A 15,783-nucleotide genomic window follows, 5' to 3' on the forward strand; every position below is an offset into this window, starting at 1 on the left:
CTTCTATTTTAAGTAATAAGAATTTCAATCAAAGAGTTAACGCTATATCTATATAAACAGAGTTCTTATGTATTCGAATATTGCATTCTTAAGTTATTTGTAAATTTAAGGGGGGAATTATTTATGTCTATTAAAATTGCTGTAGGAAGCAGTGATGGAAAGGTTATTGATCAACATTTTGGGAGTGGAAATAAATTTTATGTATTTGAAATCTTTGAAGATGGTACTAGCCAGTATGTTGAAACATGTGATATTAAGGAAGAAGACATAATCACTGAAAGTAAAAAATATAGTTCAAAAAAAGTACGTAGTTTAGATGGAACCCACAGTGGAAGTTTTGGTGGAGGCTGTGGTAGTGGTTCGCAAAGTGGCTGTGGCAGTAGTTCTCAAGGTAGCTGTGGAGGTGGTTCATGCTCTGGAGGACATGATGATTCTCAATTAATTGGAAGGATAAGTCTGCTTTCAAAATATGATGCCGTTTTAGTAAATAAAATTGGGAATAAAGCTGAAAAGATGTTAATATTCAGTGGTTTACATGCTTTTGAAAATGATGGCATAATTGAAGATGCCTTACCAAAATTATACATTTATTTAAAAAGAACAAAAGCAATATAATAATCATTAATTTCTAAATAATTTAATCGTAATTCTAAAATAAAGTACTGTATTAATATTTATCTATAATAAACCTGTTAAACTGAGTATTATAGTCATGATTGTTAATATAAAAACATGGTATACTAATATTAAAAATATAATTAGTATTAACAAATGAATAAGAAAATCAGTTGATTATTTTAATAATGAGTAGCCATATTTTCATCTCTGCTCCTAAAATATATAAAATGGAAATTAAAAAAGACTCATCATGCAAAGGCGCATGGTGAGTCTTTTTTATCTACAATCAGCTATATCTAAAGTTAAAGTTAAAGTAATACTCTGGACTATTTAAAAATCTTTATTGTAATGAAATCTATGAATAAATTAATATCTTAAAATAAGGTATGAGGTTTTTTTCACCCAAGCAAGTCCTACACACTACATTATTTTTCTATACAGTGGTATAATAATTTATATTAAATTACAAAAGGGAAGAAATATATGGAAGAATCAAAGCTTATCGAAATAATAAAGAAAAATCCTTATGCCATAGCACATATAGATAATCCTACAGATGAGATGAAGCTATTGGCAGTTAAAAAAAATGGACTTGCATTAAAAAATATAAATAACCCAAGCAAAGAGATACAGGAAGCAGCTATAGAAAATAATGGAAGAGCTATTGAATTTATAGATAATCCTTCAGAAGATATGAAGATAAAAGCAATAAATTCTGGGTGGACTAATTTGGAGTTTATTAGAAATCCAACGGATAAATTAATTGAATTGGCTATAAATCAAGCTGGATGGGCTATTAAATATATTGATAATCCAAGTGAGGAATTGCAGTTATTAGCTGTAAGAAAAAATTACGAGTCAATAAGGTTTATTAAAGAGCCCTCTGAGCGTGTACAAGAAGAGGCTGTAAAAATAAGCTATGACGCATTGAGATATATAAATTCACCTTCTCATAATGCACAGGTTATAGCGGTAAAGAATAATTACAAGGCTATTAATCTTATAAATAATTTAGATAAGAATAAAATATTAGAATTTTTGAAGGTAAATTTTTTAGTGATTAAATATTTTATTAAAGAAATAACTAAAGAGGAATTAGAACAACTGTTAAAGGAGCAATTATCAAAGGAAGATGTTGATGAAAAATATGTGAGAGATTTTTTAAATTATAGCAATACGGATAAGAATAATCACATTATACCAGAGAATAAAATAATGTTTATTTACAAGTACGGAAGTAAAAAGGCTAAAAAAATAACTGTAGATGAAAAGCTGAAAATTGTATAGGGGGGATTACAATGAATTTTATGGATACATTAAAAAGTGTTGACTTAGTACTAGCTACTGGGGAAGTTCCATTAATAGTTGGTGAAAGCGGAATAGGAAAAACGGCTTTAGCAAGAGAAATTGCTGAAGAAAATAATTTTAGTTTAGTTGTAATTGATGGTAATCTCCTTAAAGAAGGTGAAATAGGCGGACTTCCAACTATAGAAGCTTATGAAAAAGTTAATAATAAAGGAGAAAAGGAACTAAAGAAAACCACGATATATGCAGTGCATAATAAGCTAAGGGAAATTGATGAAGAAATATTCAAAGGCAAAACAGTTCTTTTATTTATAGATGAGATAAATCGTTGTGAACATACAGTACAACAGGAGCTTATGAATTTAATATTAAATAGAGAAATTAATGGATATAAGCTGCATAAAAGTGTAAAAATATTGGCAGCTATGAATCCTTCAAGTAAATATGGCTATGATTATCAGGTTGTAGATATGGATATAGCACAGGAAAACAGATTTGTATGGCTATATATGGAGCCTGACTATATTCAGTGGTTAGATTGGGCAGCAAATGCAGAAATTGAAGAAAAGGTCATAGAGTTTATCTCAACCTTTCCGGAATATTTATATAAAATAAATGAAGATGATATAATAGCAACTCCAAGAAGCTATGAGAGAATTTCTAGTGCTTATAAAATTTATAAAGAGAAAAAAGATACAATACCTAGAGCTGTTTTTTTAAATGTTATAAAAGGGAATGTAGGAAAATTAATTGCTGAAGAATTTGTAAGCTTTATTGAATCAGATTATAATCCACTAATATCCTATACAGATGTTTTTTCAGGAAATTCTCTTAATGAGGCTATTATAGAAAGAGTAAAAAACGAAAGTCATACAAGACTTTATCTGTCTGCAAAGAATATTCTGAAAAACTTGGAAGCAGGTATAAACAATAATAATTATGATTCAGATTATTACATTAACAGACTTAATGAGCTTTTAAAAATATATCCTGCCGATTTAAGGATAGGAATTATGAAGGATATTAGAAACAGTTATAGTGAAATATACAAACATGCCATTGAAAATGAAGCTTTTGTAGAATCCTATTTTAAATCCTATAATTTAATAAGGTGATAGTGTATGGAAAGTAATTTTGAAGATCAGGTAAAAGAACTTTACCAAAAAGCAAATAAAATTGCAGATGTTTCTTTTAAAACAAATTATAAGAATAGTAAAGCTGATAAAGATGTACTAGAAGATTTTGAAAAAGAGTTTTTTAGCCTTGTAGATAAAGTTAATTTAAGTCTTATGAAGGACAAAGATAATTTTTATGGGTATTTTTTGTTTCAGATGTCAAGAAAGATAAGATTTGATATAAGTAGCCCTACTGCCGTGAATTTTAAAGGAGCTAAGTATGTTATATATTTTAATCCCATAATTTTTTTGAATCTTAATATAAAACAAATGGAAACCACCATTAAACACGAAATACTCCATATATTATCCATGCACTTAATACGAGCAAAAGAATTTAAAAGAAACTATAGTACACTGGCTGTTAATATGGCAATGGATATAGTAGTAAATACGTATTTAGATAATCTGCCCCCATATGCCACTACTTTAGATTGGGTGAATTTAAAATATGCTTTAAAACTTTTGCCCTATAAGCCATTTGAATATTATGCAGAAAAGCTTCAAGCTGTCATAGACTTAGAAGAAGAAGGTAAAGATGGCCCAGAGGATCATGGTAGTAAAGATGAAAAAACAGAAATCGAATATAATCCTGAAAATACCCATGACATTTGGGAGGATTCAAGTGAAATAGATGAAAAAACACTTAAAGAATTTACTGAGAAGTTTATCAATAGTTCTCAAAAGGGTACAATTCCTGATTATTTAGACAATATGATATCATCACTTAAAAACAGTAACGGTGAGCTGCCTTGGAATTTATATCTTAAAAGGTTAATGGGAACTGTTCCTAGCAATAAAAAGAAAACTATAAACAGAAGAAACAGAAGGCAGCCTGACAGGGTGGATTTAAGAGGACAACTTAGAAATCATAAGGCAAAAATTGCTGTTGCTATTGATATAAGCGGAAGTATTAGTGATGAAGAATTTAATCAGGCCATTAAAGAGATAATTAGTATAGTAAAAAACTATAATCATGAAATTACTGTCATAGAATGTGACAATGAAATCAGACGGGTGTATAAAATCAAATCCGTAAAGGATATAAGAGATAGAATAAATATAAGGGGAGCCACTAGATTTAACCCTGTTTTTGAATATGCTAATAATAATAACATTAATTTGTTAGTGTACTTTACCGACGGTAAAGGTGAAGATAAGCTTCAAGCAGTACCTAGAGGATATAAAACTTTATGGGTTATTTCAGGAAGAGGAGATAAGCTTTCTCTAAAGGAACCTTATGGGGTGGTAAAAAAACTTAATAATATTGAAATAAAAGATGATACACCAAGTATTAATGAATCTATAAGAAGCGGATATTCCATGATGAACCAGGAACCAGAGCAGATTTAGCAAGGAGAGACTTACAGTCATCTCCCAGCACCTCGGAGATCATAACAGAAACTGGAAATTTCTGTTTGCCAAAGAATCAAAAAAAATGGTAATGAAATTTAAAATCTAAGAATATTTGATGGTGTTGGACATGAAATTCACTATAATAATTGAGATATAATCATTAATGCAATTTCAAATCATAATTAGAGATGGAAAAGTTAGAAGATTAGCTTTACACTTATGTGCCTTATATAAATAAACTCATTAATAGAAAAAATGATATATTAGCTTCATGTTTTGATTTCGATAAACGTCAAGATGATATGAAAAATTGAAGAATAGCGTAGGTATTTGAGAAACAGAATGCCGACGCTTTTTTATAGTCTACACAAAGCGTTCGAATGGCAGAGTCATTTATTTTTATGACAGTCTGTGGGTGTCAGTCCAAGCAATCAGATTCTCTATCAGACAGCCATGGATTTATAACTTGGTGCTTATGTATCCGCTCCTAAATATAGTGATGAATTTAGTTAAATGAAAATTAAATATTTAGCAAAAAATAAACTTGCAATAACTAATATAATTAGTTATAATATGAATATAGTTAGTTTATTTGATATTATAATTAGTTTTTGGCTATAATATTTTATTAAAATAGATAAGGAGGGAATTACACTATGAGAATTGTGAAAGAAAAAACCATATATCAATTAACATTTTTACCAAGGATCTTTCCTGCAAACTGCTATCTGGTGGAGGAAGAGGACAGCCTAACTTTAATTGATGCCGCATTACCCTATAGCCGGAAGGGAATTTTGAAGGCTGCAAATAAGATTGGTAAACCAATTACTCGTGTTCTCCTCACCCATGTCCATGAGGATCATGTAGGGGCCTTAGATTCTTTGAAGGAAGCACTTCCCAAGGTGCCTGTTTACGTTTCAAAAAGAGATGCACGTTTGATGGAGGGAGATGTTACCTTAGATAAAGGTGAACCTGAAATGCCAATACGGGGAAGTGTACCTAAAAACTTAAAGACCCGGGCAGATATATTACTTGAGGACGGTGACCGGATTGGTTCATTGCTGGCTTTATCTACTCCAGGACATACTCCAGGGTCCATGTCTTTTCTTGATACTCGAAATAAAGCTTTAATTGTTGGAGACACATTTCAAACGAGAGGTGGTATTGCTGTGGTGGGTCAGGTACGTCCTTTATTTCCTTTTCCTTCTTGGGCCACTTGGAATTCTGCTTTAGTTTTAGAAAGCGCAAAAAAATTAAGTGAATATAACCCTACTTTACTTGCCACCGGCCATGGGAAGATGTTAAAGAGTCCGATTGCAGCTATAGAACGCGCTATTAAGGAAGCAGAACAGAATTAAAAAAATACAATACAAGAAAGGAACAAATAATATGTCTCCACGAATTGGGATTACATTAGATACTATACTAAAGGCAGCCGTAGAAATTGCAGATACAAAAGGGATATACGAAGTAACTTTGGCCTCATTAGCTGAAAAGCTGAATATACGTACTCCTTCCTTATACAATCATGTAAATGGATTGTCAGAATTACGTAGGAAGCTTGCAATATATGGTATGGAGCAGCTATATAATGCCCTTACCCTAGCGGCTACAGGAAGATCCGGCGATGATGCAGTTCGCGCATTAGGTGAAGCCTATGTAACATTTGCCCGTAACCATAAGGGCTTATATGAAGCAACTTTCCTTAATTTTGACACAAAGGATACAGAAATACAGATAGCTGCGGATCAGATTGTAAGCCTATCTATCCGTGTCCTGCACGCCTTTGGTCTTGAGGAGCAAGCTGCAATCCATGTAACACGTGGACTGCGAAGCATTTTTCATGGCTTTGTATCTTTAGAGCAAAAAGGTGGATTTGGTCTTCCGGTGAATACTGATGAGAGTTTTCGGTTGCTTATAGATACTTATCTTGCAGGGCTTCACTGTAAAAATCAGGATGATTAATATTGCAGTAAGAAGAGAAGAACCACAGTATATGTGAATGAGAGAAGACAGTGTAAATCTTTTATAAAAAAGAAATAAACCGTATGCTATACAGACATAAGGTAAATGGCATTGCCAATGCCATAGTTAAGACAGTAACAGGGCAAGGAGCATCAGCAATTATACCGCAGGTTTTAACACCTAATACAATAATAGCTCCTATTGAAAAACTGTGCAATACTCTTGGTGTTAGAGATAACAACAGTAATATACTTGCAGTAGATGGCATATCAGGACCGCTAACCGTAGAAGGTATAATTACCTATATATTATTCAATTGTTTCGTTGTTTTGGAAGGTTTCTATTGCCCATTGCTGAATCATATTTAAGCCAGGAAAAATTTTTTTCCCTCTTTCAGTGAGAAAATACTCCACATGTGGAGGAATTTCTGCAAAAACTTTTTTTTCAATAAGTCCATCTATTTCTAGTTCGTTAAGTTTTTCAGTTAATACTTTAGGACTAATATTACCTGTAAATCTTTGTAGTTCTAGAAATCTTTTAGGACCTTCATTTAAATTACATAGAATAACTGCTTTCCATTTTCCCCTTATTAGTTCAAAAGCTAAATCCAAATAACAAACAAATTTTTTACCATTATAACTTATCATAGTTCCACCTTTTTAAATATAATTTTTAGATAGTAATAGTATATCAAAACTGAAGTTAAATTCAAATTAGTCGATTAAAATTAATTTGAATTTATTGTTCATAAATTCTTTATAAAAACAATTACTTACTTTTAGGTAACTTCGCTTACCTAAAAGTGCATACTTGTGTGTTATATATTCATAAAGTAAACTAAGGGCATTAAGATTTTTACAAATCTCATTATGTAGATTGCATAAATATTTTAGTCTGCAAAATCAAATTTTAGCAAATAACTTAAAATTAATGAAAAAATCTTAATAATAATAGAAAAACATTTTAGGAGGAATAGAAAATGATTAAAGTTTGTCCAAATTGCTCAGGAGTAGATGTTGAACAATTAAAAGATAGTGTACTAGAAGAAAATTTATATTTAGGCTGCATAGGCTTATGTGGTCAAAATAAGGGAAAAAGCTTTGGATATATTAATGACGAACTAGTTATTAAGGATTCAAGTGCAGAGTTTATAGAAGCTGTAAAGCTTGCAAAATAATTTTATTAAGATAAGTATAAATTTTAATAAGTTTAATAGTTGCCTAGGCCATCATTGACCTAGGCACTGTAAAGACAGTTGATAATTATTTCTTAAAATAATAAATAAGTTTATGAAGTAACAATATAAAGTTCAAAAAAACTGGCAATTAATGTGTATAAGCAAGTAAGGTTTTCATGATTGATAAGTAATGAGTAAAAATGCACATTTTAATATAAATTGAATATATAGGAGGGTCTAAAAAAGTGGATTCAATTTTAAGTAGAAGAAGTATAAGAAGTTATAATAAAAGAACGGTTGAGAATGATAAAATAGAAAAACTTTTAAGGGCTGCAATGCAAGCACCGTCAGCAGCAAACCAACAACCTTGGGAATTCATAGTTGTTGATGATAAAGATATATTGAAGAAATTGTCAGGTACAAGTCCTTATTCAGGAATTGTTGCAAATTCAGCGGTAACATTTGTGTTTTTATCAAGAAAAGATGGATTGATGTTCCCAGACTTTTCACTACAAGACATGTCAGCAGCTGCAGAAAATATTCTTTTAAAAGCAGTAGATTTAGAGCTTGGGGCAGTTTGGGTTGGAGTTGCACCTGTTGAAGAAAGAATGAATTATATAAGAAATATGTTTAATTTACCTGAAAATATTGAGCCCTTTGCATTAATTCCAGTGGGATATCCAGATGGGCAGAGAAATGAATTTGTAGATAGATTTGATCAAACAAGAGTTCATTATAATAACTGGTAAAACTCTAAAGTGTTTATTCTAAAACACCAGAAAGGGACGATAAATTTATGCCTATTATAAAAATAGATATAACGCCACAAAAAAAAGAGATAAAAGAAATAATGATAAAAAAAGTGACAGATGAATTAAGTGATATTACTCAAATTCCAAAAGAGTTCTTTAGAATAATTATTAACGAAGTAGAACCTGAAAATATAGGAATTAGTGGAAATACATTATTAAAAATAAGAGAGGATGAAGATAAATAATGGCTTATTCCATGTTTAAAGTGCCAAACTTAATTGTGTCAGGAGAAGGAAGCATGGAATATCTTTCTCAAATTGAAGGCAAGAAGGCAATAATTGTAACTGGTGGATCTTCAATGAAGAAGTTTGGATTTATTGAAAAAGTACAAAACTATTTAAGTAAAGCTGGTATAGAGGTAATGGTCATAGATGAAGTAGAGCCTAATCCAACATTAGAGACGGTTCTTAAAGGTTCTAAAACAATGTTGGAGTTTCAACCAGATTGGATTATAGCTCTTGGTGGAGGCTCTTCTTTAGATGCTGCTAAAGGCATGTGGATGTTTTACGAATACCCTAAATTAGACTTCAAGAGTATTATTGAAGCAAATTCAATTCCTAAATTAAGAAATAAAGCAAAATTTATTGCAATTCCATCTACTAGCGGAACAGCATCAGAGATTACAGGTTGTTCTGTAATAACAGATACAACAACACATGCTAAATATCCTATTGTATCATATGAATTAACACCGGACGTTGCAATACTTGATATTGAGCTTCCAGCAAAGATGCCAAAAAGTATCACCGCTCATACAGGAATGGATGTAATGTCACATGCTTTAGAAGCCTATGTTTCAACTATAGCCAACGCATTAACAGATCCATTAGCAATTGAAGCTGTTAGATTAGTATTTGAATGGCTTCCTAAAGCTTATAATAATGGAAAAGATATGGAAGCTAGAGAAGCTATGCATCATGCATCAACTATTGCAGGAATGGCATTTGCTAATGTATCATTAGGTATTGTTCATAGTTTAGCTCACAGTTTAGGAGGACAATTTGGTGTAACCCATGGATTAGCAAACGCCATATTACTTCCTTATGTCATAGAATATAATAGAAAAAATACAAATAAGTATGACCTAATTGAAAAGAAATTAGGTATTGATAATTTATCAGATTCCATTAAAAATCTAAATGAGATTTTGGGAATTCCAAGCTCATTCAATAAATTAACTAATAATGAAATTAACGAAGAAAAATTTAAAGAAGTATTAATAGAAATGTCTGAAAATGCATTTGCAGATGCATGTACTGGTACAAATCCAAGAGAAACAAGTGCAGAAGAGTTAGCAAAAATTTACAAAAATGCTTATTATGGAGTAAGTGTAGAATAAGTAGTTTTATTAACAATAATAAGAGCCAAAGCCTTAGAAGCTGAGGCTCTTATTATTAAATAAAAAATGATATAACAAAATAATAATAAATTCAAAAATTTGGGCTGAACAAAAGGAAAAGGGTTCTTTTATGCAAAATAATAAGAAATCTTTGGAAAATCAAAAAAGGTCAATCAGCAACTTTTGTTTTAAGAAGTAGTTGCTGAGTTGGTTATAATTATCTAGTTGACAATTAAAAGTGTTATTGCTATAATAAATTTATTGATTGACCAATAAATAAAAGGCGGTGTCATATTGCATTGGAGAATTCTAAATTAGGCAAGAGAGATAGTAGAAAAGAAGACATTCTGAAAGCAGCAGTATCTGTTTTTGCTCATAAAGGCTATTATCGAGCTACAACCGCTGATATTGCCAAAAAAGCATCAATTTCTCAACCCTATGTATATAATTTTTTTGAAAACAAAGAAGAATTACTAATTGCAGCTCTTAAACGTTCCTGGGATAATATTTTAGAAGTTTTTGCAAATGTACAAGAGGATTCTGAGAAGATTGAGCAACAATTTATAGTGGCTTATGAGAAATTAATGGAAGCACATAAGGATGAAATATTACTACAGGTGCAAGCTTTAGCCATTCGTGAGCCGAAGATTCAAACTGTAATGCAAGAGGGATTTAGAAAAATCAAAGCCTATGTAGAAACCCGTTTCTGCAAAGCAGGTGTAGTTGATGCTGATAGAAAGGTAATAAATTTTATGGCTAGAGGTATGTTATGTAATATTTCAATTTCATTAGATATGCCCGATTTAATGTAATAGCCTGAATATATTATTTCTATTTAGGATAAATTTTTTGTGACTAGTTAACTAGTCACAAAAAATTACCAATAAAATTTATTGATTAATCAATAAATAATTGAATTTATATATGGAGGTTTGTAAAATGAAACATCTTATTATTTATGCTCATCCTAATAAAGAAAGTTTAAATCATTCTATTAAAGAAAAAGTGTTAGAACAGCTCAATATGAATAATAATGAAGTTGAAGTTCGTGATCTTTATCAATTAGGATTTGACCCCATAGTAACAATGGACGATATGAATGGTTGGTACACAGGTCAAATGTCTTCAGATGTAGCAAAAGAGCAACAATATATCCTGTGGGCAGATGTCATTACCTTTATTTATCCTATATGGTGGGCAGGATTACCCGCAATGATAAAAGGATATATTGATAGGGTTTTTAGTTACGGCTTTGCTTTTAAATATACACAAGGCGTTCAACAAGGACTCTTGAAAGGTAAAAAAGCTGTTATTATTAACACGCAAGGAAAATCTCTTGAAGAATATGAATCTATAGGAATGGATAAAGCATTAAAAGTAACTTCTGACAAATGCACATTCGAATATTGCGGCTTTAGTGTTGAAGATCATATCTTTTTTGGATCTGCAAATAGTGCAGATACTGCGACAGTAGAAAAATGGTTAGAAGAAGTGAAAAATATAAAGAGTTACATTGGAAGGTGATTATGCCTTCGCTAAACAATTTAATAATTTGGATTTTAAATTGGAAGGAACTATTGCAGATGGATTGCATGTATGTAAACTACGATTTAAAAAAATCATATAATTGATTTCTAAAATATTTATAAATAATATCTTATCTGCGGACGATGAGCTAATGCTTACCGTCCTCTCTTATTTTGCACAAGAAGAAAGCAGAAATGTGAGTGAAAATATAAAAATCAGCTATAAGAAAATAGAGCAAGTTATCAAATAAGTTATGAAAGAATTTATTGACTCGTTTACCGGTAATCATGACGAAAATGAGTTCCAGTTAAGGTTGTAATGAAAAATGTTAAGGAATATAATAAATTTGAGAGGCTAATATATACATTAAATAAACAGATTACCAAATATGTTGATGATGTGAAATATATTAATTATATGGCTTCCGAAAGTAAAAAAGAATTGGAGGAGTCACTTAAACTTGAGGAGTTTTGCTTACGGCAGCTCAAGGTTGTGGTTCTACAGATTTCACGGAACGACATTCACGAAAATGTATTGATTAAAAGGAGGGAAATATATGTTTTTTAAGACTACGGTACAACATGAAAATTTGAGGACGAAAATTAGAGAGTTTGCTGAAGAGGAAGTTAAACCTATTACATTTATGTTGGATCAGGAAAATAAATTTCCATCAGAAGCCATTCATAAGTTGGCTGATATGGGGTTGTTGGGAATACCATATCCGAAAGAGTACGGAGGAGCCGGTCTAGACGTAATCAGCTATGCAGTCGCCGTTGAGGAATTATCAAGAGTGGACGGTGGTACAGGAGTAATTCTTTCTGCTCATACATCTTTAGGGACATATCCAATTGCTGCCTATGGAACGGAGGAGCAAAAGCAGAAATATTTGACTCCGTTGGCAAGAGGGGAGAAACTTGGTGCATTCGGTCTCACAGAGGAAAATGCCGGTAGTGACGCCGGTGGTACTGAGACCACTGCTGTCCTAGAAGGGGAGTATTACATTTTGAATGGTGAAAAGATCTTCATAACCAACGCAGGAAAGGCTGATATTTACATTGTTTTTGCAGTTACTACCCCAAATATAGGTACTCGTGGCATCAGTGCTTTTATTGTGGAGAAGGGATGGGAAGGCTTTAGCTTTGGAAAACATTACGATAAAATGGGCATTCGTTCTTCTGCAACTGCAGAGCTGATTTTCAACGATGTGAAAGTTCCTAAGGAAAATCTATTGGGTAATGAGGGTGATGGTTTCAAGATTGCTATGTCAACCTTGGATGGCGGACGTATTGGTATTGCAGCCCAGGCTCTTGGCATTGCACAAGGTGCTTATGAGCATGCTCTGGAGTATTCAAAAGAAAGAATTCAATTTGGCAAACCTATCTGTCAGCAGCAGATTATATCATTTAAGCTGGCAGATATGGCCACAAAGCTCAGAGCAGCTAGATTACTTGTTTACAGTGCAGCAGAGTTGAAAGAAAATCATGAGCATTATAGTATGGAATCAGCTATGGCAAAACAATACGCATCCGATGTTTGTCTTGAGATTGTCAACGATGCCCTTCAAATATTCGGCGGAAGCGGTTATCTGAAAGGTATGGAAGTTGAACGTGCTTACAGAGATGCTAAGATTTGTACAATATATGAGGGAACTAATGAGATTCAGCGTGTGGTTATCGCTTCTCATATTATAGGTAAGATGCCTAAGACCCAGCGTACAGAAAAAGTTTCTCAGCCTGTATCGGCCACAGGTTATCGTAAGAAAGTGATTTTCAATAAAGGAACTTCTGAAGAAAGAGTTGATGCTCTTGTAAAAGCTCTTAAGGCAGATGGTTATGATTTCACAGTGGGAATACCTCTTGATACGCCTATCAGTAAGGCTGAAAGGGTAGTCAGCGTAGGTCTAGGTATAGGGGAAAAAGAAAATATGAAGCTTATAGAAGATTTGGCAGTTCAGGCTGGTGCGGCTATAGGTTCTTCTCGTCCAGTAGCTGAAACGCTTAAATATTTACCACTAAATCGTTATGTTGGTATGTCTGGTCAAAAATTTAAAGGAAATCTTTATATTGCCTGCGGTATTTCAGGTGCAGTCCAGCATTTGAAAGGTATAACGGATGCTACTACAATTGTTGCTATAAATATCGATCCTAATGCGAAAATTTTCAAGAACGCAGATTACGGCATCATTGGCGATTTAATGGAAATCGTACCATTGCTCACTGCCGCTTTAGACAACGGGGAACCTAAGAAAGAGGCGCCGCCAATGAAGAAGATAAAGAGGGCCGTTCCAAAAAAAGTTGTTCCAAATTGGAAACATTATGTCTGTAACGGATGCGGTTATGAATACGATCCTAGCGTAGGTGATCCTGAAGGCGGAGTACTTCCGGGTACACTTTTTGAAAAACTACCCGAAGAATGGACTTGCCCTGCTTGTGGTGAAGAAAAAGATATGTTTATAGAAGTCTGATTCTTATAAACAGAGTTCTTTGTTTCAGGTGGAATTTTTTTCTCCAGCTGAAACTTAGAAATCGTTATCCAGGGACGTAGCATCCGTTATCTCCCACTTTGATAGAAGATGGGAGTATTACGGATGGTAGTCATCGGATAAGTAAGTAAACATAATAATGTATTTCTAGTGTGAAGGAGGATTATGTCTATGTATTGTGTTAGAAAAATAGCTGAGGAGCTTTATTGGGTTGGTGGCAATGATCGTCGCCTTGCTCTCTTTGAAAATATTCATCCCATTCCACGAGGTGTTTCTTATAATTCTTATCTACTTTTAGATGAGAAGACTGTGCTCTTTGATACGGTGGACTGGTCAATTTGCCGTCAATTCCTTGAGAATATTAAAGCAGTTCTAGGTAATAGAACCTTAGATTATATGGTAATCAATCATGTGGAGCCGGATCATTCAGCCTGTATTGAAGAGATTATTCTTCGTTATCCAGATATAAAGATTATATGTACTCAAAAAGCTTTCATGTTCACACAGCAGTTCGGTTTCCATATTGATGGCAGAGTAATAGAAGTGGAAGAAGGAAATACTATGTCATTTGGAAAACATAACGTTACATTTGTATCTGCTCCAATGGTACATTGGCCAGAAGCTATGGTAACATATGATACTACTAATGGTGTACTATTCTCCGCTGATGCCTTCGGTTCTTTCGGCGCCTTGGACGGTAAGCTGTTTAAGGACGAGGTTAACTTTGACCGCCACTGGATTGACGATATAAGAAGATACTATACAAACATCGTAGGAAAGTACGGTCCTCATGTTCAGTCTCTGCTGAAGAAGGCCGGCAGTCTTGACATCAAGATTATCTGTCCGCTACACGGACCAGTATGGCGTAATGATTTTGGGTACTTGCTGGATAAGTACGACAAGTGGAGCCGTTATGAGCCTGAGGAAAAAGGCGTAATGATCGTTTATGCAACAATGTACGGCAATACGGAGGCAGCTGCCAACTATTTGGCAACAAGGTTAGTGGAAAAGGGAATGACTAATGTGGTTATGTATGACGTTTCAAAAACTCATGTTTCCTATTTGATTTCTGAGACATTTAAATATAGTCATGTGGTTCTCCCTTGCGTAACATACAACTTGAAGATTTATCCACCAATGCTGAATTATATAATGGATATGAAGGCATTAAATCTTCAAAAACGTACTTTCGCTATAATAGAAAATGGATCATGGGCTCCTCAATCTGGTAAATTGATCCGTGAACTTTTGAATGAAATGAAGGAAATGACTATTTTAGACAATGAGATATCATTGAACTCCGCCATGAAAGAACATAACGTGGATTCAATGGGTGAGCTTGCTGACAGCATTATTCAGTCAATGCAGTAATTTAAAAAAGCTTAAATTTTATAACAAAGAATAAGTGAAGTATTACGAGTAAATAAAGGATTAATTAATCACGGATTTTATAATGCCTTCATATTCTGTTAGTAAAAAATAATTGAAGGTGTGCAATGAAAAAAAAATTTGGAACTGCTCTAAACTGTATTGATGGTAGAACTCAAATTCCTGTAATAAAGTGGTTGAAAGAAAATTTTGGTGTGGATTACGTAGATTTAATTACAGAGCCTGGAATGGATAAGGTATTATCTCAAGGTCAATGGGGTGAAATTGACAGGTTAAGAGAGAATACTATAATTTCAATAAAAGCTCATAATTCTGATGTAGTTGCTGTAGTAGGACATTATGATTGTGCTGCAAATCCTGTTAGTGACTGCAAACATTTTCGGGATATAGTAGCATCCACATATATGGTAGCATCATGGGGTCTACCCGTTAAAGTAGTGGGTTTATGGGTTGATGAATTTTGGCGTGTACATGTTGTCAATATATAAGTAGAAACTATCTATATTATATAGAAAATGATTAATTACAATACCGTATTATTTAATAAAATGATATGCTCCCCTTTACAGTGACAAATTTTTATTTTTTAACCTGACTAACTTGGCGTAAGTCTCCCACTTCTTCAAGTGGGAGTTCAA

At 32.9% G+C, this 15,783-nt stretch carries 18 protein-coding genes; 17 read left to right on the plus strand and 1 reads right to left on the minus strand.

The window, feature by feature from the left end; genetic code table 11:
• The first annotated feature begins 123 nt into the window (after positions 1 to 123).
• The 7 genes from ABF633_RS19345 to ABF633_RS19375 all read left to right on the plus strand — a co-directional run bounded on the left by ABF633_RS19345 (position 124) and on the right by ABF633_RS19375 (position 6,787).
• Positions 124 to 615, plus strand: a complete 492-nt coding sequence (locus ABF633_RS19345; RefSeq protein ID WP_415526114.1) for a dinitrogenase iron-molybdenum cofactor biosynthesis protein — start codon at positions 124 to 126, stop codon at positions 613 to 615.
• Positions 616 to 1,101: 486 nt separating this feature from the next.
• Entirely contained in the window at positions 1,102 to 1,905 is an 804-nt protein-coding gene (locus ABF633_RS19350; protein ID WP_415526116.1) for a hypothetical protein, read from the plus strand.
• 11 nt (positions 1,906 to 1,916) lie between these two features.
• Entirely contained in the window at positions 1,917 to 3,038 is a 1,122-nt protein-coding gene (locus tag ABF633_RS19355; protein WP_415526118.1) for an ATP-binding protein, read from the plus strand.
• Positions 3,039 to 3,044: 6 nt separating this feature from the next.
• Positions 3,045 to 4,451, plus strand: a complete 1,407-nt coding sequence (locus ABF633_RS19360) for a VWA-like domain-containing protein (protein ID WP_415526120.1) — start codon at positions 3,045 to 3,047, stop codon at positions 4,449 to 4,451.
• Positions 4,452 to 5,110: 659 nt separating this feature from the next.
• Entirely contained in the window at positions 5,111 to 5,812 is a 702-nt protein-coding gene (locus ABF633_RS19365; protein ID WP_415526122.1) for an MBL fold metallo-hydrolase, read from the plus strand.
• 31 nt (positions 5,813 to 5,843) lie between these two features.
• The gene (locus tag ABF633_RS19370) at positions 5,844 to 6,419 is read left to right on the plus strand and encodes a TetR/AcrR family transcriptional regulator (protein ID WP_415526124.1); all 576 of its coding nucleotides are present in this window, start codon (positions 5,844 to 5,846) and stop codon (positions 6,417 to 6,419) included.
• A gap of 83 nt (positions 6,420 to 6,502) precedes the next feature.
• Entirely contained in the window at positions 6,503 to 6,787 is a 285-nt protein-coding gene (locus ABF633_RS19375; RefSeq protein WP_415526126.1) for a hypothetical protein, read from the plus strand.
• Here the strand turns inward: ABF633_RS19375 and ABF633_RS19380 are convergent.
• Positions 6,728 to 7,066 (minus strand): winged helix-turn-helix transcriptional regulator, encoded by a 339-nt coding sequence (locus tag ABF633_RS19380; protein WP_415526128.1) that lies wholly within the window; start codon positions 7,064 to 7,066, stop codon positions 6,728 to 6,730. The two genes, ABF633_RS19375 and ABF633_RS19380, sit on opposite strands and share 60 nt — an antisense overlap.
• Before the next feature lie 332 nt (positions 7,067 to 7,398).
• On the opposite strand from ABF633_RS19380, the gene ABF633_RS19385 reads away from it, so the two are divergent.
• The 10 genes from ABF633_RS19385 (at position 7,399) to ABF633_RS19430 (ending at position 15,633) form a co-directional block, all read left to right on the plus strand.
• Entirely contained in the window at positions 7,399 to 7,596 is a 198-nt protein-coding gene (locus ABF633_RS19385) for a DUF1450 domain-containing protein (protein ID WP_415526130.1), read from the plus strand.
• A gap of 245 nt (positions 7,597 to 7,841) precedes the next feature.
• Positions 7,842 to 8,345: a nitroreductase family protein gene (locus tag ABF633_RS19390; protein ID WP_415526132.1), complete on the plus strand. Its 504-nt coding sequence runs from the start codon at positions 7,842 to 7,844 to the stop codon at positions 8,343 to 8,345.
• A 47-nt stretch (positions 8,346 to 8,392) separates the two neighbouring features.
• A complete protein-coding gene (locus tag ABF633_RS19395) occupies positions 8,393 to 8,593 on the plus strand; it encodes a tautomerase family protein (RefSeq protein ID WP_415526134.1) in 201 nt (66 codons plus the stop codon).
• The gene (locus tag ABF633_RS19400; protein WP_415526136.1) at positions 8,593 to 9,747 is read left to right on the plus strand and encodes an iron-containing alcohol dehydrogenase; all 1,155 of its coding nucleotides are present in this window, start codon (positions 8,593 to 8,595) and stop codon (positions 9,745 to 9,747) included. The genes ABF633_RS19395 and ABF633_RS19400 overlap by 1 nt, the downstream gene beginning before the upstream one ends.
• A 299-nt stretch (positions 9,748 to 10,046) precedes the next feature.
• Positions 10,047 to 10,559, plus strand: a complete 513-nt coding sequence (locus ABF633_RS19405) for a TetR/AcrR family transcriptional regulator (protein ID WP_415526138.1) — start codon at positions 10,047 to 10,049, stop codon at positions 10,557 to 10,559.
• 127 nt (positions 10,560 to 10,686) lie between these two features.
• Positions 10,687 to 11,271 carry an NAD(P)H-dependent oxidoreductase gene (locus ABF633_RS19410; protein WP_415526140.1) on the plus strand — a complete coding sequence of 195 codons (585 nt, stop codon included), beginning with the start codon at positions 10,687 to 10,689 and terminating at the stop codon, positions 11,269 to 11,271.
• 321 nt (positions 11,272 to 11,592) lie between these two features.
• Complete coding sequence (locus tag ABF633_RS19415) at positions 11,593 to 11,841, plus strand: hypothetical protein (RefSeq protein WP_415526142.1); 249 nt, start codon at positions 11,593 to 11,595, stop codon at positions 11,839 to 11,841.
• Positions 11,831 to 13,738: an acyl-CoA dehydrogenase family protein gene (locus ABF633_RS19420; RefSeq protein ID WP_415526144.1), complete on the plus strand. Its 1,908-nt coding sequence runs from the start codon at positions 11,831 to 11,833 to the stop codon at positions 13,736 to 13,738. Before ABF633_RS19415 ends, ABF633_RS19420 begins: the two co-directional genes overlap by 11 nt.
• Before the next feature lie 189 nt (positions 13,739 to 13,927).
• Positions 13,928 to 15,127 (plus strand): FprA family A-type flavoprotein, encoded by a 1,200-nt coding sequence (locus ABF633_RS19425; RefSeq protein WP_415526146.1) that lies wholly within the window; start codon positions 13,928 to 13,930, stop codon positions 15,125 to 15,127.
• 125 nt (positions 15,128 to 15,252) lie between these two features.
• Positions 15,253 to 15,633 (plus strand): carbonic anhydrase, encoded by a 381-nt coding sequence (locus ABF633_RS19430; RefSeq protein WP_415526148.1) that lies wholly within the window; start codon positions 15,253 to 15,255, stop codon positions 15,631 to 15,633.
• Positions 15,634 to 15,783 lie beyond the last annotated feature (150 nt).

Source organism: Clostridium sp., from assembly GCF_047718555.1.
Lineage (GTDB): Bacteria > Bacillota > Clostridia > Clostridiales > Clostridiaceae > Clostridium_I.